General features: G+C 44.4%; 22 protein-coding genes. 13 read left to right on the top strand and 9 right to left on the bottom strand.

Annotated features, from left to right (window positions below; genetic code table 11):
* Positions 1–6: 6 nt before the first annotated feature.
* From FD968_RS08335 to FD968_RS08305, 7 genes are all read left to right on the top strand, one after another.
* Positions 7–414, top strand: coding sequence for a hypothetical protein (locus FD968_RS08335; protein WP_215365489.1), 408 nt, complete (start codon positions 7–9; stop codon positions 412–414).
* A gap of 103 nt (positions 415–517) precedes the next feature.
* On the top strand, positions 518–1,819 hold the full coding sequence (locus FD968_RS08330) for an alpha/beta fold hydrolase (RefSeq protein ID WP_215365487.1): 1,302 nt from the start codon (positions 518–520) through the stop codon (positions 1,817–1,819).
* A gap of 95 nt (positions 1,820–1,914) precedes the next feature.
* Complete coding sequence (locus FD968_RS08325) at positions 1,915–2,508, top strand: hypothetical protein (RefSeq protein WP_215365485.1); 594 nt, start codon at positions 1,915–1,917, stop codon at positions 2,506–2,508.
* Between the two features lie 187 nt (positions 2,509–2,695).
* A complete protein-coding gene (locus tag FD968_RS08320) occupies positions 2,696–3,133 on the top strand; it encodes an adenylate/guanylate cyclase domain-containing protein (RefSeq protein WP_215365483.1) in 438 nt (145 codons plus the stop codon).
* 524 nt (positions 3,134–3,657) lie between these two features.
* Positions 3,658–5,175, top strand: coding sequence for an arylsulfatase (locus FD968_RS08315; RefSeq protein ID WP_215365481.1), 1,518 nt, complete (start codon positions 3,658–3,660; stop codon positions 5,173–5,175).
* Between the two features lie 73 nt (positions 5,176–5,248).
* A complete protein-coding gene (locus FD968_RS08310; protein WP_215365479.1) occupies positions 5,249–6,157 on the top strand; it encodes a transporter in 909 nt (302 codons plus the stop codon).
* A 13-nt stretch (positions 6,158–6,170) separates the two neighbouring features.
* A complete protein-coding gene (locus FD968_RS08305; RefSeq protein ID WP_215368122.1) occupies positions 6,171–7,274 on the top strand; it encodes a formylglycine-generating enzyme family protein in 1,104 nt (367 codons plus the stop codon).
* 86 nt (positions 7,275–7,360) lie between these two features.
* Here the strand turns inward: FD968_RS08305 and FD968_RS08300 are convergent, their stop codons facing one another.
* From FD968_RS08300 to FD968_RS08285, 4 genes are all read right to left on the bottom strand, one after another.
* Positions 7,361–8,386, bottom strand: coding sequence for a cytochrome d ubiquinol oxidase subunit II (locus tag FD968_RS08300; protein ID WP_215365477.1), 1,026 nt, complete (start codon positions 8,384–8,386; stop codon positions 7,361–7,363).
* Between the two features lies 1 nt (position 8,387).
* Positions 8,388–9,743, bottom strand: a complete 1,356-nt coding sequence (locus FD968_RS08295) for a cytochrome ubiquinol oxidase subunit I (protein WP_215365474.1) — start codon at positions 9,741–9,743, stop codon at positions 8,388–8,390.
* A 145-nt stretch (positions 9,744–9,888) separates the two neighbouring features.
* Positions 9,889–10,842 carry an oxygen-dependent coproporphyrinogen oxidase gene (hemF, locus tag FD968_RS08290; protein WP_251367554.1) on the bottom strand — a complete coding sequence of 318 codons (954 nt, stop codon included), beginning with the start codon at positions 10,840–10,842 and terminating at the stop codon, positions 9,889–9,891.
* Complete coding sequence (locus FD968_RS08285; RefSeq protein WP_215365472.1) at positions 10,835–12,604, bottom strand: ABC transporter transmembrane domain-containing protein; 1,770 nt, start codon at positions 12,602–12,604, stop codon at positions 10,835–10,837. Before FD968_RS08285 ends, hemF begins: the two co-directional genes overlap by 8 nt.
* Between FD968_RS08285 and FD968_RS08280 the strand changes: the two genes are divergently transcribed.
* The 4 genes from FD968_RS08280 to FD968_RS08265 all read left to right on the top strand — a co-directional run bounded on the left by FD968_RS08280 (position 12,584) and on the right by FD968_RS08265 (position 14,968).
* Complete coding sequence (locus tag FD968_RS08280; RefSeq protein ID WP_215365470.1) at positions 12,584–12,790, top strand: hypothetical protein; 207 nt, start codon at positions 12,584–12,586, stop codon at positions 12,788–12,790. The genes FD968_RS08285 and FD968_RS08280 overlap by 21 nt on opposite strands.
* A gap of 303 nt (positions 12,791–13,093) precedes the next feature.
* The gene (gene pufB / locus FD968_RS08275) at positions 13,094–13,243 is read left to right on the top strand and encodes a light-harvesting antenna LH1, beta subunit (RefSeq protein ID WP_215365468.1); all 150 of its coding nucleotides are present in this window, start codon (positions 13,094–13,096) and stop codon (positions 13,241–13,243) included.
* 17 nt (positions 13,244–13,260) lie between these two features.
* Entirely contained in the window at positions 13,261–13,461 is a 201-nt protein-coding gene (locus FD968_RS08270) for a light-harvesting protein (protein ID WP_215365466.1), read from the top strand.
* A 115-nt stretch (positions 13,462–13,576) separates the two neighbouring features.
* Positions 13,577–14,968, top strand: a complete 1,392-nt coding sequence (locus FD968_RS08265; protein ID WP_305848942.1) for a PucC family protein — start codon at positions 13,577–13,579, stop codon at positions 14,966–14,968.
* 197 nt (positions 14,969–15,165) lie between these two features.
* On the opposite strand, the gene FD968_RS08260 is transcribed toward FD968_RS08265, so the two are convergent.
* From FD968_RS08260 to hemC, 3 genes are read right to left on the bottom strand one after another with little or no spacing between them, the layout of a single operon-like run.
* A complete protein-coding gene (locus tag FD968_RS08260; protein ID WP_215365464.1) occupies positions 15,166–15,366 on the bottom strand; it encodes a hypothetical protein in 201 nt (66 codons plus the stop codon).
* Between the two features lie 11 nt (positions 15,367–15,377).
* Positions 15,378–15,554: a hypothetical protein gene (locus FD968_RS08255; protein ID WP_215365462.1), complete on the bottom strand. Its 177-nt coding sequence runs from the start codon at positions 15,552–15,554 to the stop codon at positions 15,378–15,380.
* A gap of 54 nt (positions 15,555–15,608) precedes the next feature.
* Positions 15,609–16,550 (bottom strand): hydroxymethylbilane synthase, encoded by a 942-nt coding sequence (hemC, locus tag FD968_RS08250; RefSeq protein ID WP_215365460.1) that lies wholly within the window; start codon positions 16,548–16,550, stop codon positions 15,609–15,611.
* A 129-nt stretch (positions 16,551–16,679) separates the two neighbouring features.
* On the opposite strand from hemC, the gene bchI reads away from it, so the two are divergent.
* Complete coding sequence (gene bchI, locus FD968_RS08245; RefSeq protein ID WP_215365457.1) at positions 16,680–17,714, top strand: magnesium chelatase ATPase subunit I; 1,035 nt, start codon at positions 16,680–16,682, stop codon at positions 17,712–17,714.
* Positions 17,711–19,495 (top strand): magnesium chelatase subunit D, encoded by a 1,785-nt coding sequence (locus FD968_RS08240; RefSeq protein WP_215365455.1) that lies wholly within the window; start codon positions 17,711–17,713, stop codon positions 19,493–19,495. The genes bchI and FD968_RS08240 overlap by 4 nt, the downstream gene beginning before the upstream one ends.
* Here the strand turns inward: FD968_RS08240 and FD968_RS10590 are convergent.
* Positions 19,492–19,614 (bottom strand): hypothetical protein, encoded by a 123-nt coding sequence (locus tag FD968_RS10590; protein WP_256441469.1) that lies wholly within the window; start codon positions 19,612–19,614, stop codon positions 19,492–19,494. The two genes, FD968_RS08240 and FD968_RS10590, sit on opposite strands and share 4 nt — an antisense overlap.
* A complete protein-coding gene (locus tag FD968_RS08235; RefSeq protein WP_215365453.1) occupies positions 19,598–20,482 on the bottom strand; it encodes an alpha/beta fold hydrolase in 885 nt (294 codons plus the stop codon). The genes FD968_RS10590 and FD968_RS08235 overlap by 17 nt, the downstream gene beginning before the upstream one ends.
* Positions 20,483–20,523: the final 41 nt, after the last annotated feature.

Raw genomic sequence — 20,523 nt, 5'->3', positions numbered from 1 at the left:
ATCTACATGAAATTCAAATTACTTTCTTTATGTTTAGCTCTAGTGTTAGCCGCTTGCACCACCCCGGTAACTCAGTCAGAAATTGCTCAAGCTAACTTTCCTCCTCAACCAAATCAGACAGCAATTGATAAGGAGGTGAATACTTATCTAAAGTCTGCTATAAGCAGCCCAGATATGCCGACAAAAGAATGCTCACCTCCACGCAAAGCTTGGGCTAGGACGTTGGCATTTGAGACACCAAAGTTTGGTTGGATGGTGGTTTGTGATATCAATGCAAAACAACGATCAGGTGGTGATGGCTCCATGAAAACCTATATGTTCTTGTTCACCACAAATGGTAATTTCACTTATGACGTATCAACCTTTGGGAATATCAATAACAATGTGCAGTTTTTAGACCTGATCAAGCAATAGACTCATAGTGCGGCATCATGCTTGGACATTTTTAATATTAGTTTGTAAACATGTTGACGCGATATTGGTGCCCTTTAATTAAATAATTTTGAATGGAGTAGTTATGAAAAATATCTATCGCAATGCATTGCTAGTCGCTGTCTTGGGCCCTCTTGCTCTTATATCTGCTCACTCAGCTCCAGCGATTCCGCCATTTTATGTAGGAGCTTCAAAAATAAAGCCTGAAGGAAAGCTCGGTCAGATAGTTAAGAAAGAGAAGGTGGCAACGGAAGTGCCTGGCGCGCAAGCTTGGAGAATTGCCTATATTTCTTCTGATGTAAATGACATTAAAACTATTTCCACAGGACTATTAGTTGCTCCAACCGGTCCAGCACCAAAAGAAGGGCGCCCCATCGTTTCGTGGTCACACGGCACTACTGGAAGCGCCCAAAACTGCGGCCCTTCACAGCAACTTAATCCAGCAGTCGACTTAAACGAGTATTTCCTGCCCAACGGAAACTCTTGGTTGGATTACGGAATTCTCTCTCTAACGGAATTGATTAAAGAGGGTTATGTGGTCGTCGCTACCGATTATCAGGGTCTTGGTGGTGGTGGTAAGCATCAGTATGTAGTTGGCCAAACCAATGGACGAGATGCCATTAATGCGATTCGTGCGGCTGGCTCTGTAAAAGAATTAGGCACAGGCAAGAAAGCATTGCTTTATGGATGGTCTCAGGGAGGCTATTCAGTGCTATCCGCTGGCGGTTCTAAAGAGTATTTAGCAAAAAGCGGCACTGCATATGATGGGATTGATCTTGTGGGCGTAGTGGCTCTGTCTCCCGTGAATTTTTCAGGAGTAGTGCAGGCTGCGATGAATAGTAATAGCAATGATTCTGATAAGGCAATGAATGAATTAGTTGCCCCCTTATCAAGCAATATATTCATGTGGGGCCATGTGGCTGCCTTGATGCAAGGTACTCAGGCAGCTTATCCAGAAAAGATAAAGTTAGCTGAGTGGTTTACCCCAGAGGGTGCAAAAGTATTTGATGAGCTTTCTACTAACAAATGTTTTCATGTCCTCAGCGACTCTTTATCGTATAGCTATGGTGACAATTACAAATCATTATCTAGATCTACGCCCCTTAACACTAAGGCATGGGTTGATGCATTGATTGCTGGCGGCATTCCCAACGTCAAGCCTACAGCACCAGTACTCATGTATCGCGGAACAAAGGATGCTGTTCCAAAGTCTCAGGTTGATCTCTACGAAGCACAAACCTGCAAGTTAGGTGGAAATGTTCAACATGTCGAGTTAGATGGAGCCACGCACTTTACCAGCCCAGTAGAGGCGCAAAAAACATTCTTACCTTGGATTAAAGATCGTTTTGCAGGAAAAGCGCTTACAAATGCTTGCCTGAAAAAATAAATTAATAGTCTGACCAATTAAAGCTTGTGCTCAAAAATCTCCCTTACCGGAGATTGCTCCTAAGCTCTGTAACCTCAATCTCAATTCTTTTATAAATGCCGTCTATTCGAGCCCTATTTGCCGCCAACATTTTGGCTCTAGCCTCGTTAGTGAATGCCCAGTCATCCGATTCAATTTCTGTGCCACTAAGCCCAGGGAAAGAGAGGCTTATCTCAAGCGAACGTAAATTAGAGGCTCAGGAAGATGTTGCATCCGTACCGATTTATTACAATTTCGACCAGAAGATTGGTACTGCTCATAAGGGCTCAACTCAATATACCGAAATAGTGCCATACATTCCCTATCGCATTAATTCTGATTACAGCTGGGTGCTTCACCCTCAAGTTACCTATCAGACCTTTCAGAATTTTGATGGCTACTCTAGCTCTGGTTTTAAGCCAACCATCATTCAAAGTTTTTTTACCAGAACAGGTCAGTCCCGACTGCAGAATTCATTCGGTTTTGGGCCAATGGTACAAATTCGCACCAACATGCCTTGGATGTATGGAAGCCCGCAAAATGGAGTTGGCTATAGCCTAATTGGCATTCATCGAACGGAAGATTGGGTCATTGGTGCTTCTGCCTATCAATCTTTCGGAGTTGGAGCAACCCCGACCGTTGGGGCTACTGCTAATAATATTTTTATCTAACCCTTTGTCACCTACATCACCAAAAGGTATGGAAATATCACTCTCGATAGTGAGTCGATAATTAATATAAGCACTGGTTCTCGTTCTTATCCTATCAACTTGATGGGCAGTAAGATAATCGAAATTGGTGATTTACCTTTGCTCTTTACCCTTGGGGTTCGCTATTACGCAGTTAATACCAACTTAGGTGGAGCTCAAGGTTGGTAATGTCGGCTCGGATGAGAAGCTTAGTTATACCGTGATGGGGGATGGTGTCAATATTGCATCTCGCTTAGAGGGGGTAAATAAGGACTATGGAACCACTATATGCGTTAGCCATTCTTTATTCAAAGAGGCTGGCGAACGATTGTGGGTACGCCCAATTGATTTGATTCAGGTTAAAGGTAGAAAAGGTGAGTTCTTAATTTACGAATTGATGGGCATTCGTGATGGAACACAGGAAACAACCTTATCTGAGTATGGGCAAGCCTTGTGTAAAAAAACAGAAAAAGCTTTCTTTTTTTATAGTCACGCCAATTATGTTGAGGCTGCTAAAGCTTATGACTCCATCGCATTGGAATATGACGATGAACTTTCTAGGGTAATGAGGGATAAAGCTTTATTAAAGTTGAAAATGGGGGAGTAGGGAAGATCATATTGATTGGGTCCTCTTCATTCTCACGGAATCGTTATAACCAACCTCGGGTGGTTTTCTTTAGGGTCTGCTTTGGGTCGTTAGCTGCCGTCCAGAAAAGTAAGCGTTACTTTAAGTAACGCTTATCAATCTTCAAAAAAGAACTTTGGAGCAACGAAGTGTTAGATGGTTGCTCCAAAATTCCTTTGGTTTCGAAAACCAAAGAGTGAGCTAGCATTTCTAGTAAATGCGTGAATTTGCTTACACATTTGCTTACACACCGACACTGACCACCCGCAGAGCCCCTGTTTATAATGGTCTACCCTGGATATCTGCTCTCATAATCCTTTGGTCCCAGGTTCAAGTCCTGGTGGGCCCACCAGAAAAGCAAACCCTCATCAGCAATGGTGGGGGTTTTGTCTTATAGGAATTAGATTATTTATTCAATAAAGTATTGTTATAGTTAATTCCTTTAATGGCTCAAATGACAAGTATTTCAGCCCTTTACCCAAAAAACAAAAATGTTGGAGACTGAGATGTTTTTAAAACGAATGCTGATTGGAATGTTAGCTATTTCAATTTCTGCGCCTGTAGTATTTGCGCAGCAAACCTCTTCAGCAAACCAAAAGAAACCAAACGTTGTTTTCATTCTTGCGGATAACGTAGGCTATGGCGACATGGGGCCTTATGGTGGTGGCGAGTTACGAGGCGCTCCTACACCACGCACTGAAGAATTAGCCAAGAGTGGGGTGAAGCTGACCCAGTATTTGGTAGAGCCAGCATGTACACCATCTCGTGCTGCATTGATGACGGGTCAATACTCCATTCGTAATGGTTTGTCACTGGTTGCTGAGACAGGTACTCCTAGTACCTTGCCAGGCAAGGCCTACACAATGGGTAAATTGTTCAAAGATGCAGGTTATGCAACCGCAATTTTTGGAAAATGGCATTTAGGCGCATCACCGCAGAGCTTACCTGGCGCTCATGGGTTTGATCAGTATTACGGTTTACCACCGGATGTCTCTTGGGACTCTGCCACCTACGTTGCACAAGCTATACAAACACACTCTTATCCAAATGTATCCGAAAAAGTTTTATATGAAAAGGGTCCTTGGATTAGCCAGCAAAAAGGAAATGGACCGCTACAGCGTGTGAAGCCATTTACGATGGAAGTCAGAGCAGAGATTGATAATGAATTGACTGAAAAATCAATTGCATTCATGAAGCAGGAAAATGCAGCTGGTAAGCCATTCTTCTTGTATCTTCCATTCTCGATGGGTCACTCACCGAATCTTTCTTCAAAGCAGTTCGCTGGAAAGTCTCGCATTGGTCAGTATGGAGACAAATTGATGGAAGGCGATTATCACGTTGGCCAAATCATGGATGCACTCAAAGAAATGAATATTGAGGACAACACAATTTTGGTTTTTGCCTCTGATAATGGTAGTACTGGACAATACATGATGACCTATGACCGATTGGGTCTTGGTGCTCCCGACATGGGATCAAATGGCCCATTTCGAGGGGATCTAGGCGAGGCTACTGAAGGCGCTGTTCGGACTTTTTGCTTTATTCGCTGGCCTGGTCATATCGCCCCAAATACCACTTCATATTCCATGTTTTCGACCATGGACTTTATGCCAACCTTTGCCGCTATCTTAGGCGCTAAGCTACCAACAGATCGAGCCATTGATGGCGTTAATCAATTAGACATGCTTACTGGTAAGAGTAAAACAGGTAATCGCGAATCTTTAATTTCATTTATTGGCGCAGATTTAGTGGCAGTTCGCTGGAAGCAGTGGAGAATGTATTTTAGAGATATGAATCGTACAGGCACTGGACAGCAAATGCTTGGCGGTATAGCTGCTAACTCAGTTCCAATGTACTACCCAAAGATTTATAACATCGAAATGGATCCGCATGAAGATTTACAATTAGTAAATTACGAATCAATTTCAGTGAATGCTTTCAAATTAATTCAAGAGTATCTTGCCTCGGTTAAGAAGTTCCCCAATCCTCCGCCTGCTAATTTAACCAACTTTAGTCAGCGTTAAGAGGTAATATTCTGTGCGTAGTCAGCTTTGCAAAAGAAGTTTAGGAATTTTTTCTAAACTGCTTTTGATTTCAATGAGCTTATTTTCATCACAATTAGTATTGGCAGATGAAGGTGGCGTTCCCTTTTGGATGTCTGGTCAATATGCCAGTATGGCCGCAGTTCCTATGGCAACGGGATGGTCTCTAGTAGCAATGCCGTATGTGTATAGCGGTAACGCAGATAAGTCAAAAACATTTCAACATGGCACCAGTCTGAATGCTGGCTTAAGCGCTCGTGAGTCATTGGTTTTGATGCAGTTGGGGTATGTGGCCGAAGAAAAAATTCTCGGTGGGCAGCCCTATATCGGAGTAGGTTGGGGTCCAGGCACCAATACCACTTCTGCTTCAGTAAGCGTTGTTAATCCAAGTACACAATTGAATCGCTCAAATACTAGCAATGGAAGTACTGATATCTATCCATTGGCTAGCTTGACCTGGAACCAAGGAAATAATAATTTCAAGACTTATATTACGGGTGATATTCCAGTGGGCGCCTATAGCTCAACTAGCTTATCCAGTATTGGTATTGGGCATGCAGCGATGGATGCAGGTGGCGGCTATACCTATCTCAATAACACTACAGGCCTAGAATTTTCTGGAGTACTAGGCGCAACTTATAACTGGATGAATACTCAAACCAATTACAAGAATGGCATTGATTCACACCTAGACTGGTCTGTCTCCCAATTTGTGTCGCAAAACTGGCAAGTGGGTATTGCAGGATATGGCTATTACCAGCTAACGGCAGACTCAGGAAGTGGAGATAGAGTCGGCGCCTTTAAATCCCGCATAGCAGCGGTCGGGCCGCAAATTGGATACCTGTTTAACATTGGCAAAAATCAGGCGTACATCAACTTACGAGCCTATAAAGAGTTTTGGGCGCAAAATCGGGTTGAAGGGTATGCAACGATTGCGACCATCAGCATCCCATTAGGAAAATAGCAATATGAAATTAATGCAGCGCAAGACATTATTTGTAGTGGCGCTATTAGTAATGGTGTTGTGCTCTTATTTCATTTGGAGCGGGTTCTTTTCAAAACCCCAGCAAGCGATTCTAGAAATCCGCCTTGGCGATGGTGTTAACGGCCCCAAAGGAATGGCATGGATTCCTGGCGGTGAATTTTTAATGGGCAGTGATCACAAGAAATCTCAAGCGAATGAAAGGCCTACTCATAAGGTGAAGGTATCTGGTTTTTGGATGGACACTACTCACGTCACCAATGATCAATTTGGACAATTTGTTAAAGAGACGAATTACAAAACGACTGCAGAACAAGTTCCTGATTGGGAAACAATTCGTGTTCAACTTCCGCTGGGAACTCCTAAGCCACCTGCTTCAGTCATGGTTCCTGGCGCTATGGTTTTTGTTGGCACGAAAGCTAAAGTGAATCTCAATGATTACTCACAATGGTGGGCATATGTTCCCGGCGCAAATTGGAAGCATCCAAGCGGACCCAATAGCAATATTGATGGCAAAGGAAATCATCCCGTTGTTCAAGTGAGTTATGAAGATGCTTTAGCCTATGCTAAATGGGCAGGCAAACGATTGCCTACAGAGGCAGAGTGGGAATTTGCTGCTCGTGGCGGTTTAAATCAGGCTACTTATGTCTGGGGTGATCAGCTAGAGCAAGAAGGAAAATTACCAGCCAATATTTGGGATGTGAAGAAGCAGGCTTTCCCGGTAATTAGTCCTAAGGCTGGTGGTGCAATGGGTACAAGTTCAGCCGGAACCTTTCCTCAAAATGGTTATGGTCTATTTGATATGACTGGTAATGCTTGGCAGTGGGTTGCTGATTGGTACCGTGCAGATTACTTTGCGATGCAGGCAAAACAATATGGCGATAGTATGATCATTAATCCCCAAGGGCCCAGTGATTCTTATGATCCTGATGATTATGGCGTTCCACCTAATGCTCCAAAAAGAGCTATTCGTGGCGGATCATTTTTATGCAACGAAGATTATTGCCAATCCTATCGTCCAAGCGCACGCCGAGGGGCAGATCCATTTAGCCCAATGTCGCATTTAGGTTTTCGGTTGGCAAAAGATGCTGCGAAGTAAATTTCAGTAAATCTCACTACACATTTACTTGCACACCGATACTCACTAAGCGCAGAGCGCTTTTTTAATAATCGTTCTGAGGTATCTCAGTAATAGCTCATGGGAACCGTTTTCCCCCAAAACACTCTATAAGAGTAGAGCGTATAAATCAGAATTGCAGGTAATACAAATACTGTCCCCCAAAAAATCAGCCAAAGCGATTCAGTAGAAGCCGCAGCTTGCCAAATCGTCATTTGATTCACGATGATGTAGGGAAAAAGACTGTAGGCAATTCCAAAAAACGCCAGCCAGTAGATTGCAACGCTAGCCACAAAAGGCAGCCATATTTTTTGGTGCGGATTTAAGGTCAGCTTATGAAGCGTGCGCTCTATCACGATAAAAAGTAATAGGGTGGCAATTGGGATTGGAGATAAGTAGATCAGATTTGGCATCGAAAACCACTTGCCCATAATTTCAGGGCTAAAAAAGGGTGTAGTGATCGAGATGAGCCCAATGCCAAGAGCCGTAAAACCTAAACTCATTCTTGCCCAGCGGATTGCTTTGGTTTGTAGGTCGCCTTCTGACTTCATGATGAGCCAGGTTGAGCCAAGCAGCGCATAACCTGCAGGAACGCAAGCGCCAACGATGAAGGCAAAAAGCCATCCCAGCAGACCAGCGTCAAATCCAACAATATGGCGACCAATCATCACGCCCTGAGCAATGGATGCAATCAGGCTGCCTAAGTAAAACAGAAAGTTCCAAAGTGGCTTTTGATGTGACTGAACCTTCACGCGGAAATCAAAAGATACTCCCCGCAAAATCAATCCCGCGAGCATGATGGCAACCGGAATATATAACTCGGTCAAAATAATTCCATGCGCTAAGGGAAAGGCAACGAGTAATAATCCAACCCCCAACACTAACCATGTTTCATTAGCATCCCAAAAGGGGCCAATAGAAGAGATCATCATGTCTTTCTCATCATCCGTCGCTTGATGGAGCAGAATGCCGACGCCTAGGTCATAACCATCAAGGACCACATAAGACAGTACGGCGATACCCATGGCTACCAAGAAAAATAGTGGTAACCAGCCTGAGGCTTGGCTGATATCCGGAATGATTGGTGCAATCATCTCAATTTTTTACCGCTGAGCCGTAAGTATTGGCAGAGTAGGCGTCCTGTGCAATAGCAGGCTTATCACCTTCACGGGCCAGATAGAACACTACTCCAATATAAGCAATAATTAAGGAGATATATAAGAAAAGGTACATTAGCAAGCTGCTGAGGACAATGCCTCCAGAAATTGTAGTCGCAGCCTCTGCAGTGGTGAGTACGCCCGTGACAATGTAAGGCTGCCTACCAATCTCAGTGACATACCAGCCCGCAACTACAGCAATCCACCCTGAGAAAGTCATACCCACTAATATCTTAGCCATCCATGGTTTGATATCTTGCGTTTTATAGATTTGCCAACGCGCCAACCAGGAAACTAAGAGCATTAATACGCCAACACCAACCATGATGCGAAATGCAAAAAATACTGGCGCTACGGGAGGTATCTTGTTTGGGAAATCTTTTAATCCCTTCACTTCACCATCCCAGTGATGGGTTAAGTAAAAAGAGGCTAATTTAGGAATACTGATTTCATAAAGATTGCTTTGGGTTTTTTGGTCTGGGATCGCAAATATCACCGCAGGCACGCCTGATCCTGACTCCCAAATACCCTCCATCGCAGCAAGTTTGGCCGGTTGGTGCTGCATTGTATTCAGACCATGTAAATCGCCCAACACGATTTGAATCGGCATCAATATAGCCGCAGTTGTGATGGCCATTTTTAAGACTGAGCGATTAGCTAAAGATTTGCTACCCCTCAAGTGTCTGTATGCAGAAATGCCCGCAAGTAAAAACGCGACGGTAATAAATGCCGCAGTCATCATGTGCGCCAAGCGATAAGGCATTGAAGGATTAAAGACGATGGCAAACCAATCAAGAGCATGAGCCTGACCATCAATCATCTCGAAACCTTGTGGAGTTTGCATCCAGGAATTGAGTACGATGATCCAAAAAGCGGACAGCGTAGTGCCAAAGGCTACAAGAAAGGTTGCAATGGTATGTACGCGAGGTGAAACACGTTTGCTGCCAAAGAGCATCACGCCTAAGAAAGTTGCCTCTAAGAAAAATGCAGTGAGTACCTCATAGGCCAAGAGGGGGCCAGCGATATTACCAATGGTTTTCATATAACCTGGCCAATTGGTACCAAACTGAAAACTCATCGTGATGCCACTGACAACGCCCAATGCGAAAGTGAGTGCAAAAATCTTTACCCAAAACTGGTACGCCTGATTCCAGGTGGAATCCCCTGTGCGATTAAATTGGATCTTGAAGTAAAAAAGAAACCAGCCCAATGCAATCGAGATAGTGGGAAAAAGAATGTGAAAAGTGATATTGGCGCCGAATTGAATTCGGCTTAAGAGCATTGGGTCGAACATGGTAATTCCCGGTCGGGGGGTTAGGGTTAACCTTAATGGTAGCCCTAAAAGCCATTTGTTGCAGAGGCTTGCTCAATTCCACGCCAAGCTAAGTGATAACCGAATCCTGAGCTCAAAAAACGACGCTTTTTAGGATCAAGCCGTTTTAGACTGCAGGTGAGCCCAACCAATCCCGCGGCTTGAGGTAATAGTCATAAAGCTTGGCTTCTGGTGTCCCAGGCTGGGGCTGATAGTTGTACCACCACTGCACTACAGGAGGCATCGACATGAGGATTGATTCAGTACGACCCCCCGAGTGCAGACCAAAGATGGTGCCTCGATCAAATAAGAGGTTGTACTCGACATAGCGCCCCCGGCGATATTCCTGAAAGGCTTTTTGTTCGGGGGTAAAAGGGTCTTGATAGCGCCGCTGCATAATCGGCAGGTAAGCCTTGATAAAAGCATCACCGACAGCTCTCGTCATGGCAAAGCTTTGCTCAAAGCCTAGCTCATTAAAGTCGTCAAAAAAGACTCCGCCAATCCCTCTAGGCTCCTCACGATGCTTTAAGTAAAAGTACTCGTCACACCACTGTTTAAAGCGTGGATAGAGTGGTTCTCCAAATGGATCTAAAGCCTCTTTAGCACTTTGATGAAAATGCTGACAGTCTTGATCTACGCCATAGTAGGGAGTTAGATCAAAGCCACCGCCAAACCACCAAACCGGCTCTTTGCCCTCTGCTTGGGCAATAAAGCAGCGCACATTCATATGGGTGGTGGGAACGTTGGGATTATGAGGATGAAAGACTAAAGAGACCCCCAGCGCTTCAAAACGGCGACCGGCCACTTCAGGGCGGTGATGGGAGGCTGATGGGGGCATTTGATCACCCCGTACATGCGAAAAGCCTACTCCCCCTTTTTCCAGGATATTGCCACCATCCAAAGTGCACGTACGACCATAGCCTTTGAGTTTGCTCTCTTCTGGCTTATGCCACTCATCCGCCACAAAGGCTTTGCCATCTAAAGCACTCATGGCACTAGTAATACGATCTTGCAGTCCTAAGAAATAGTCCTTAAGGGCAGTGATGTCGATTGGGGTATGGGAGTGTTGAAGATCAGGCATCAGTAAATTGTAATTTAGCTAAGTGTGAGTACAGTCCTTTGTTATTGACAAGACTAGCATGGTCACCGATCTCAACAATGCGACCATCTTCAATCACTACAATCCTGTCAGCTTTCTTCACAGTCGCCAGTCGATGTGCAATCACAATAGTGGTTCGTCCTTTCATTGCTACTTCAAGCGCTTGCTGCACTAGTCTTTCTGACTCAGCATCTAATGCGCTCGTGGCTTCATCCAATAAAAGAATTGGAGGATCTTTTAGTAAAGCTCTAGCAATCGCAATACGTTGTTTTTGTCCGCCAGACAGTCGAACACCGCGATCACCCAGATAGGTAAAGTAACCATCGGGTAGTTTGGCTATAAATTCATCTGCGGATGCGATTTTTGAAGCTTGAATGACTTCTTCATCACTCGCATACTCTTTTCCATATCGAATATTTTCGAGTGCATTTTCAGAGAAGATGCTGATATCTTGGGGTACTACCCCGATGAGTTTTCTTAAGTCATCCAATTGATAGCGTTTGATATCCACCCCATCAAACGAGATACTTCCTGATTGTGGATCATAAAAACGTTGGATTAATTTAAACAAGCTTGTCTTGCCTGAACCCGATGGGCCCACAATGGCAATTTTTTCACCAGCATGAATGTGTAAGCAGATATCAGTCAGAACATTGGTTGCGATAGATGGGTAATGAAAATTGACGTTTTGGATATCAATGCTAATTGCTTGCTTGCTCACTTGAGTGGGAATGAATGGCTCTCTGGGATTTTGTACCTGAGATTTGAAGCTGAGCAGTTCTAAGAGCCGCTCGCTTGCACCAATGGCTCTTTGGACATCCCCTAGCACTTCAGAGAGAGCGGCAATGGCGCCTGCGACGATGACTGCATATAAAAAGAATTGCGTTAGCTGGCCGCCTGACATTTCTTTATTGCTAACTGCATAAGCCCCAAGCCACAGCACAGCAATGATGCTGGTAAAACCCAACAGAATCGCAACAAAAGTGAGCTTACCTCTGGCTGCACTGCGGGTGATAGAGGCGATGAAGGATGTTTCAATGGATTGATCAAATGCTTTGATTTCTTTCTGTTCGTTTGCGAAAGATTGCACAGTCAGAATGGCATTGATTTTTTCTCCTGCAATCGCTGACGATAGCGCAATCTTATCTTGAGAATTTCTTGATAGCAGACGCACTTTTTTGCCCATCAGCATGATAGGGAGTACGGTTAATAAGAGTGTGGCAAGAATGATTAAGGTTAATTTGATGCTGGTAATAAACATCATCGTGATACCGCCAAGCAGCAAGAACAGATTTCTTACTGCCATTGACACACTAGTGCCCACTAAAATTTGCACTATCGAGGTGTCGTTATTGATGCGTGAGAGTAGCTCACCGCTTTGCTTGGTTTCAAAGAATTCTGGACTTTGCACAATGATGTGCGAATAGACTGCCTTCCTAATGTCGCTCGTTACCCGCTCGCCAAGCCAAGAAACAATGTAGTAACGCAAAGCACTCGCAAAAGCCAAAACAAAGGCAGCCAGAAATAGGTTGATGAAGGTGAGATTAATCTGCGCATGACTAATGTCGCTAAAGCCCAGATCAATAATTTTTCGAAAACACAGGGGCACTACTAGAGTTGCAGAGGCTGCCAGAACCAAGCTGATCGCCGCCACCAGTAGTTGCTTTTTATAGGGCTTTAAAAAAGGAAGGAAGGCCTTTACTGACTTTAACTTTTTGGAGCTTTGAATTTCTTTTTCAGTCATAAGGAATGGTCTGATGAGCCTCTCAATATTTTCTTCATTATCGATGCGATTAAAAAATATGAACCCAAAGTGCTGGCGGGTGTCGAATTGTTTGTAACTTGTACAAACTCATCTTTTCCAGAAGCGAGCGCCACGCTACTCACTGCGTTTGCGGGCTTAGTCGACGTATTGACATTAATCGGATGATTTGAGTGCTAGTTTTCCCTTGGATTGATATCTAAATTTCCCCTCAATGAATATCAGGGTAAGTACTAATTTTGTAGTTATTTAAGCAACAAAACCAATTTCCTTAAAAAATTAAAATAATCTATAAGTTATTGAATTAAAACAGTTAAATAGTATTATTCTGTAATAAATGTATATTGTCCTTGACAATCATAAGTGTATTTATTAGATTACATATGTAGTTTTAGGAAGCAGTGATTTTGGTCACTACCCTGCGTGCGGGGTTGCACGTTTAGTGAGTCTTTTCTATAGGGAGACACAACTATGTCAGATGGAAAAATAAGCCTTACGGGCTTGAACGAAGAACAATCAGAGGAGTTGCATCGTAATCTGATTCAAGGGACCCAGTTTTTTGGGATGATTGCAGCATTGGCGCATTTGCTCGCTTATATTTATTCACCTTGGCTTAAATAAAGGGAAGGGAGATCGATATGATTTACGGAAAAATGTGGACAGTAGTGAAACCTACCGTTGGGATCCCGCTCATTATTGGAGCAGTAGCAGTTGGATCTTTTAGTGTGCATTACGCAATCTTGTCTCATACAACTTGGGTTAGCGCTTTCTTAGAAGGTGGCGCTAAGACAGCAGCAGCATCAATGCCGGCGGCACCCGCGGCACCGATGAAGAAGTAAAGTGTTTGATGTTTCTAAAAAGGCTGGGTAAATACCAGCCTTTTTAGTTTTAACATTCTCAAAATCTGATCTGCAATCTCTCATCTAGATTTCTATTTTGATCAGCTAGAATTAAATGATGAACCGAGTAACTAAAAAGCTCATGCAATCGTGGACAAATCTCGGTCCTCGGTATCTTCCTTTTGCGGATGCGGCCTCAGATAAGTTGCCCTTATCGAGACTACTTCGACTCTCTTTGTTCCAAGCCTCTGCAGGCATGGCATTGGTCTTGCTGGTGGGCACTTTAAATCGCGTCATGATTGTGGAGCTGCATGTACCAGCTTCAATCGTTTCGGTCATGATCTCTTTGCCGATTATCTTTGCACCTTTTCGAGCGCTGATTGGCTTTCGATCCGATAACCATAAATCTGCTTTGGGTTGGCGCAGAGTGCCCTATATTTGGATGGGCACCTTAGTTCAATTTGGCGGTTTATCCATCATGCCTTTTGCATTGCTAGTTTTGTCCGGGGCAGGTCAATCATCGCAGGCGCCAGTATGGATTGGATGGGCCGCCTCTGGTCTCGCATTTTTACTCGTTGGTGCTGGTATTCATATTACGCAGACGGTAGGTCTGGCTTTAGCTACCGATTTAGCTCCTGAAGCCGATCAACCTAAAGTGGTTGGATTAATGTATGTCATGCAACTGCTGGGCATGATTGTTAGTGCTTTGGTATTTGGCTATGCTTTGAACGAATTTAGTCCTGGAAAATTAATTCAAGTGATTCAGGCATCCGCAGTTACCACCATAGTATTGAATGTGATTTCGCTCTGGCAACAGGAGCCGAGAACCCAGACTGAGAAAAAACCTTCTAGAGATCCTTCATTCTTGGACTCTTGGCGCACTTTTGCGCAAGGGGGTAACGCCATGAGAAGATTGCTTGCGGTTGGATTTGGAACCATGGCTTTCAGCATGAATGAAGTATTGCTTGAGCCTTATGGTGGACAGATTCTGGGTATGAGTGTCAGTGACACCACCATGCTGACTGCAATCCTAGCGATTGGTGGATTGATCGGCTTTAGCTGGGCCTCTCGGGTATTGAGTAAAGGTACTGACCCTTTTTACATGGCCAGCATTGGAGCCCTGGTAGGGATTCCTGCTTTTATCTTGATTGTGCTGTCTGCCCCTTTATTGCTAAAACCACTCTTTTTATTGGGTACTTTTTTGATTGGTTTTGGGGGCGGTCTTTTTAGTCATGGAACTTTAACGGCAACAATGCAGTTGGCTCCCAGTGATCAAAGGGGTCTCGCATTGGGTGCTTGGGGTGCCGTCCAGGCAACCGCAGCTGGGGTTGCCATTGGTTTAGGCGGGATTATTCGAGATATTGTGGTGGCCATTGGGGCCGCAAACTGGTTCCCTGAGGGGGTAATAGGGCCTGCTACAGGCTATTCCTTTGTGTATTTGTTGGAAATTGGGCTATTGATCACGACTATTTTTTCAATGAGAACACTTTTGCCCAAGAAGCAATAAAATCTTGTTATGTAGTGGTATTAATTTGACCTTGTTTAAATTGTGCTTAGGGAGACCGACATGAATGTAACCGGAATTTTATTGACAGCTTGGATTGTTGTTTGCGTGATTACGCTCTCATCGATGGCCAAAAGACTGACCAGCAAATATAAGTAAAAAGATTTACTGACAACACCTCATATTTCAATATGAGGTGTTTATCGTGGGCCAAATATTTTGAGCACCACATATTCCATCATGAAATTACAAATGAGTGCGGTCACTACGCCAGTCAATATGGCAAGACCCGCTCCGCTGATTTCGTAACCAAACTTAAAGCCAAATCCAAAACCAATGATGCTGGCGAGAAGGTAAGGAATGAATCGCCAAAAATGAAATTTATTTTTGGTATTGCTCATACCGTCTAAGTTTAGTTAGAGGAGATTAATTTTCTGTAACACTTGCAAAGGCTTGGTGAGATTGAAACTAAGAAGTAACCGCCAATACCAATAGCAAATAGGACGTACTGCTGATCCCGAATCGCCAGCATGAGGCCAAAGAGCATGATGAACAGAAAAGCTAGGCTAATAATGGTTTTAGAGAACATGTCTACCTCTTAATGTTGGGATGGTTCAAAGAGAATATATACGATTTGATCTCATCACTTCACAATCTTCGGAATCAATTGCGCCGCACCTTGGGCTAGCAGATCTTGCGCTACCGCTAAGCCGAGGGCTTCTGCATCCTCAATGGATTGCACTGCTGCGCTACCTTGCGCTAGGCAAATGGCTTTGCCATCAGTACTAGCAACAAAGGAGCGAATCTGCAGGTGGTGTTGATCCCAAGTGGCGTGAGCAGCTAAGGGCACTTCACAAGAGCCGCCTAATTGACGTGAGACCATGCGCTCAGCCGATACGGCCAATAAAGTCGGTAAATCATTTAAGGGGGCGAGCCAGTCTTTGATGTGCGGGTGCGCACTTAAGGTCTCAATCCCTAGGGCTCCTTGACCAGCAGCTGGGGTGTAAGGGTCATAGGGTAAATAGGCCCGAATCCGGGACTCTAGGCCAAGGCGCTTTAAGCCAGCGGCGGCCAAAATAATGGCTTGGTACTCCCCACGATCGAGTTTGCCCATGCGGGTATCGAGGTTGCCCCGTAAGGGCTCAATCCTTAGATGGGGAAACTTGGCTCGCAAGACTGACTCTCGGCGCAGGCTTGATGTGCCCACAATTGCGCCAGAAGGAAGGTCTTCTAAGCTACTGTAATCATTAGAGACAAAAGCATCTCTGGCATCTTCTCTAGCCATCACACAAGACAGGTCAAACCCGCTTGGCATGACCATCGGGACATCTTTTAAAGAATGGACTGCTAAATCGGCTCTGCCATCTTCTAGGGCAGTCTCAAGCTCTTTGACAAAAAGGCCTTTGCCACCCACTTTGGAGAGGGCTTTATCCAAAATCTGGTCTCCCCGGGTGGTCATGCCCAAAATCTGGACATCACAGCCTGGATAGAGCTTTTGTAGGCAGGCTTGCACATGCTGCGCCTGCCACATGGCTAAGCGACTTTCGCGGGAAGCAATGACAAGGCGTTGGGGGGCTTGGGTCATAAGAGTTGAATAAATGACGTGAATTATTTTCTAAATCTAGAGGATATTCCTAATAATCAAGTACAACATTACCATTTAGTTAGACTAAACTAAATTTCATTTTCAATATTAATTTGTCTTGGGATAGCAATGGCCCTGAACTTTCCTTTTACCGCAATTGTTTCACAAGCGGAAATGAAGCTGGCGATTACGCTCTGCACAATTGACCCTTTAATCGGCGGTGTGCTTATTTTTGGCGATCGCGGAACCGGAAAATCCACCACGATTCGCTCTTTAGCTGCCTTATTGCCATCGATGAAATCGATTGCTGGATGCCAGTATCACTGTAATCCAGAGTCTAAAAATCTTTGTAGTGAGTGCGAAGCTAAAAAAGCGCAGGGCATGAAATTAAAGGTCGAAAATATTGCGGTACCAGTAGTCGACTTACCCCTTGGCGCTACAGAAGATAGAGTAGTTGGAGCATTGGATATTGAAAAGGCTCTGACACAAGGCATTAAATCGTTTGAGCCAGGCCTGCTTGCAAAAGCCAATCGTGGCTATCTCTATATTGATGAAGTCAATCTTCTCGAAGACCACTTAGTGGATTTGCTAATCGACGTTGCAGCTTCTGGAGAAAATATTATCGAGCGAGAGGGATTGAGTATTCGTCATCCTGCACGCTTTGTTTTGATCGGCAGTGGCAACCCTGAGGAGGGTGAGTTGCGCCCTCAGATGTTAGATCGCTTTGGTTTATCAACTGAGGTGAGGACGCCGAGTGATTTTAAAGAGCGTGTCGAGATTATCAAAAGGCGTGATGAGTTTGAAAGAAACCCCGAGCGCTTTATTGCTAAGTGGAGTAAGGCCGAAGAAGAATTCAAGAAAAAAATTACGAAGTCTCAAAAACTTTTGGATCAAGTAGCAGTAGATGATGAATTGTTAGAGGTAGCCACTAAGCTCTGCGCTCATTTAGGCACTGATGGTTTACGAGGCGAGTTAACCTTACTTAGAGGCGTAAGAGCTTTAGCTGCATTTGAAGGTAAGAAAAAAGCCAATCTCAATCATTTGAAAAAAATCGCACCACTTGCACTAGGTCATCGATTGCGACGTAATCCGCTAGACGATAGTAGTTCGGGCGCACGCATTGATCGTGCGATGCAAGAGTTTTTTGCTGATACGGCAAAGTGAAATCAGATCAAACAGCATGGTTTGATGCCAATGTCATTGCCATTCTTTTGGCAATTAATCCCAGAGGTCTCAAAGGCGTTACGGTGAAGAGTCAATTTGGCCCCGTGAGGGATGCGTGGCTTACTTATGTAAGGCAGTTGGCTTCATCATGTAGTACACAAATTCTGAAGGCTCCTGCCAATATCTCAGCGGAGCAACTTCTAGGCTCGCTAGACATCGAAGCGAGTTTGCAAGCAGGCTCATTGATCATGAGTAAAGGTCTTCTAGAGCGAGTCCAGGGCAATCTGCTCTTGCTGCCAATGGTAGAACGCATGGATTTGCAGGCTATTGCACTCATCTCTCAAGCCTTAGATGAAACAAACCCCGCTGATACTGCTAGTCCATTTGGGGTGATTGCCTTAGATGAATCTGACAGTGCGGATGAGGCTATTAGCCCACGATTATTGGATAGATTAGCCTTTGAAATTTACTTAGATCAGTTTTCTATTGCTGATATCAAGGAATCTCTTGAAGTGGATGCAGAGGATGTTGCTGAGGCAAAGAAGCTCTTGCCCTTAGTCAAGTGTAGTGATGAGTATTTGGAGGTCATGACAAAAGCAGGCTTTAGTCTTGGCGTGATCTCCTTAAGGGCAAATCAATTTGCTTTGGAGACAGCAAAAACCTTGGCTGCATTAAGGGGCTTATCTGAGGTTGGTCAAGATGAAGTGATTGACGCTGCACGCTTGGTGTACACACCATCTAAAAGGATACAAATACCTTCGGAGCCAGATCAAGCCGATCAAGGAGATCAAGATGATCAAAACTCCGATAGTCAAATGGATGATGCACAAGATGAACCAGACACATCCCCTGAGCAGAATCAAGAGCAGCCATCCAATGAAGAGCTAGAAGATATTATTGTTGAGGCTGTGAAGGCCTCGATTCCGCCTCAGCTATTGCGTCAGCCTAAGCAAAGTAATCGGCCTGGTAAATCTGCTGCACATATCTCAGGAAAGTCCGGGGCTGTACAGAAAAACTTTCTTAGTGGCAGGCCGCTCAGTTCTCGCAAGGGAAGGCCTAGTGATGGTAAGCGTTTAGATATTCTGAAAAGTATTAGAGCGGCTATACCTTGGCAGCGACTCAGAGGAGCAAGCATCCTTAGTCAGCAACAGCATCCATCAAAATCCAGAATCGACTTCAGAGCAGAAGATCTTCATATTAAGCAGTACCTCAGAAGACGAGGAACGGTCACTATTTTTTTAGTGGATGCCTCGGGCTCATCTGCAACTCAGCGTTTATCCGAAGCAAAAGGGGCTTTAGAGGAATTATTGGCTCAGTGCTATATCCGGCGCGATGAGGTCGCTATGGTGTCGATGCGTGGGGCGAAGGCAGAGATTGTGTTGCCACCCACAAGATCGCTTGCCAGAGCGAAAAGAAATTTAGCAGCTCTGCCAGGCGGCGGCGGCACACCTTTAGCAGCAGGTTTTCGGGCTGCGAATGAGATGGCTATTTCTCTTGAGCGTAAGGGCTTAACACCGGTCATTGTGATCATGAGTGATGGCAAAGCAAATGTGAATCTGAACGGCGTTGGGGGGAGAGCAGGTGCTCATAGCGATGCCTTAATGGCAGCAAAAGAGTTGCGAGTGAAAAACCATCGACTCTTGTTTGTAGATACTTCACCTCAACCTGAGCTACTGGCTCAAGAATTATCTAGCGCAATGGCAGCACAATACTTCCCATTGCCCTTTACTAGTTCCGGTAAAAAAATATCGCAAGCTGCTATGCATTTAGCAAATGACTAATATGTTTTCTTTTGCGATAATTTTTTGAGAACTTTTTGACCTCGGAAATAAGCATTAGCAAATAGTCCTAGACCAAGCAGAGCAGCTAGACACAATGCGATATTAACTAGTGTGGACATGGCTTCCTCCTGTTACCTGTAAGGCTTCTTCAATAAATTCAAGAGCGAGTGCTTCATGTGCTTCATGAAACAAATGCCCTCCTTTGATTTCAATGATTTTTGCTTGTTGGAAATATTTCTCAATCACCTGGCGTAAAGCTTGCGCCGGAATCCAGCCATCATCCTCAGTCAATACAAAGGTCAGATCGGATTGAATACTCTGACATTGATCAAGTAGGCTAGGTATATCAGTTCCTGCCATAAAGCTCATAGACCCATTGAGATGATCAGCACTTTTAAATAAGGTTTTGTATCGATCTCGTTTTTGGCTATCGAGTTTGGTATTGGTGGAATCGATCAGGCTATCGATCATTTTGGTATGAGGCAAAAGATCACTCAGAACTGCCGTAAAAAAAGAAGATGTCACGATCGGGTTAATGAATGGCGCAACAAACTTATGATAGAAACTGGGTAAGCTAATGAGCGACGGGTTAAGGCCCACAATCGTTTTTGGTTGCCTGTTTTTGAGTGCGTAACTTAAGGCTAGTGTAGCCCCTGCCGAGTGACCAATAATGTGATCGAAATAGTCGATCTTGAGTGCCTCTCTCAATTCAGTGAGTTTTTCAGCGAGGGCGTCTAAGTTAAGATTTTTTTGACCAAGGTTTTTGGTAAATCCATGACCCGGTAGATCAACCGCAATGACGGTGTATTTTTTTGCTAATTCGCTAAACAGGCTGCCCCAGGTATGAGCAGAGGAACCAGTCCCATGAAGCAGTAGTACATGTATCGGCGAGTTGCCTGAGACTTGCACATGCCAAGTCATATCCCCAGTCCGAATATTTCGGCTGAATGATCTATTTGGCCAATCTTCTGGAATTCCAGCAATCATCTTCTTCCAAAACCATTCTTAATAAGGGTAAACCCTTGTAT

The organism is Polynucleobacter sp. AP-Titi-500A-B4, from assembly GCF_018688095.1.
Lineage (GTDB): Bacteria > Pseudomonadota > Gammaproteobacteria > Burkholderiales > Burkholderiaceae > Polynucleobacter.
Note: the sequence above shows the minus strand (reverse complement) of the source record. Positions and strands in the feature narration are given on the sequence as shown.

Excerpts from the sequence above, each read along its gene's own strand:
- FD968_RS08315 (WP_215365481.1), top strand. The coding sequence starts at position 3,658 with ATGTTTTTAAAACGAATGCTGATTGGAATGTTAGCTATTTCAATTTCT.
- FD968_RS08325 (WP_215365485.1), top strand. The coding sequence starts at position 1,915 with ATGCCGTCTATTCGAGCCCTATTTGCCGCCAACATTTTGGCTCTAGCC.
- FD968_RS08335 (WP_215365489.1), top strand. The coding sequence starts at position 7 with ATGAAATTCAAATTACTTTCTTTATGTTTAGCTCTAGTGTTAGCCGCT.
- FD968_RS08235 (WP_215365453.1), bottom strand. The coding sequence starts at position 20,482 with ATGATTGCTGGAATTCCAGAAGATTGGCCAAATAGATCATTCAGCCGA.
- FD968_RS08305 (WP_215368122.1), top strand. The coding sequence starts at position 6,171 with ATGCAGCGCAAGACATTATTTGTAGTGGCGCTATTAGTAATGGTGTTG.
- FD968_RS08270 (WP_215365466.1), top strand. The coding sequence starts at position 13,261 with ATGATTTACGGAAAAATGTGGACAGTAGTGAAACCTACCGTTGGGATC.
- hemF (WP_251367554.1), bottom strand. The coding sequence starts at position 10,842 with ATGCCTGATCTTCAACACTCCCATACCCCAATCGACATCACTGCCCTT.
- FD968_RS08300 (WP_215365477.1), bottom strand. The coding sequence starts at position 8,386 with ATGATTGCACCAATCATTCCGGATATCAGCCAAGCCTCAGGCTGGTTA.
- bchI (WP_215365457.1), top strand. The coding sequence starts at position 16,680 with ATGGCCCTGAACTTTCCTTTTACCGCAATTGTTTCACAAGCGGAAATG.
- FD968_RS08310 (WP_215365479.1), top strand. The coding sequence starts at position 5,249 with ATGAGCTTATTTTCATCACAATTAGTATTGGCAGATGAAGGTGGCGTT.
- FD968_RS08260 (WP_215365464.1), bottom strand. The coding sequence starts at position 15,366 with ATGAGCAATACCAAAAATAAATTTCATTTTTGGCGATTCATTCCTTAC.
- FD968_RS08295 (WP_215365474.1), bottom strand. The coding sequence starts at position 9,743 with ATGTTCGACCCAATGCTCTTAAGCCGAATTCAATTCGGCGCCAATATC.
- FD968_RS08265 (WP_305848942.1), top strand. The coding sequence starts at position 13,577 with ATGATGAACCGAGTAACTAAAAAGCTCATGCAATCGTGGACAAATCTC.
- FD968_RS10590 (WP_256441469.1), bottom strand. The coding sequence starts at position 19,614 with ATGTCCACACTAGTTAATATCGCATTGTGTCTAGCTGCTCTGCTTGGT.
- FD968_RS08330 (WP_215365487.1), top strand. The coding sequence starts at position 518 with ATGAAAAATATCTATCGCAATGCATTGCTAGTCGCTGTCTTGGGCCCT.
- FD968_RS08255 (WP_215365462.1), bottom strand. The coding sequence starts at position 15,554 with ATGTTCTCTAAAACCATTATTAGCCTAGCTTTTCTGTTCATCATGCTC.
- pufB (WP_215365468.1), top strand. The coding sequence starts at position 13,094 with ATGTCAGATGGAAAAATAAGCCTTACGGGCTTGAACGAAGAACAATCA.
- FD968_RS08285 (WP_215365472.1), bottom strand. The coding sequence starts at position 12,604 with ATGACTGAAAAAGAAATTCAAAGCTCCAAAAAGTTAAAGTCAGTAAAG.
- hemC (WP_215365460.1), bottom strand. The coding sequence starts at position 16,550 with ATGACCCAAGCCCCCCAACGCCTTGTCATTGCTTCCCGCGAAAGTCGC.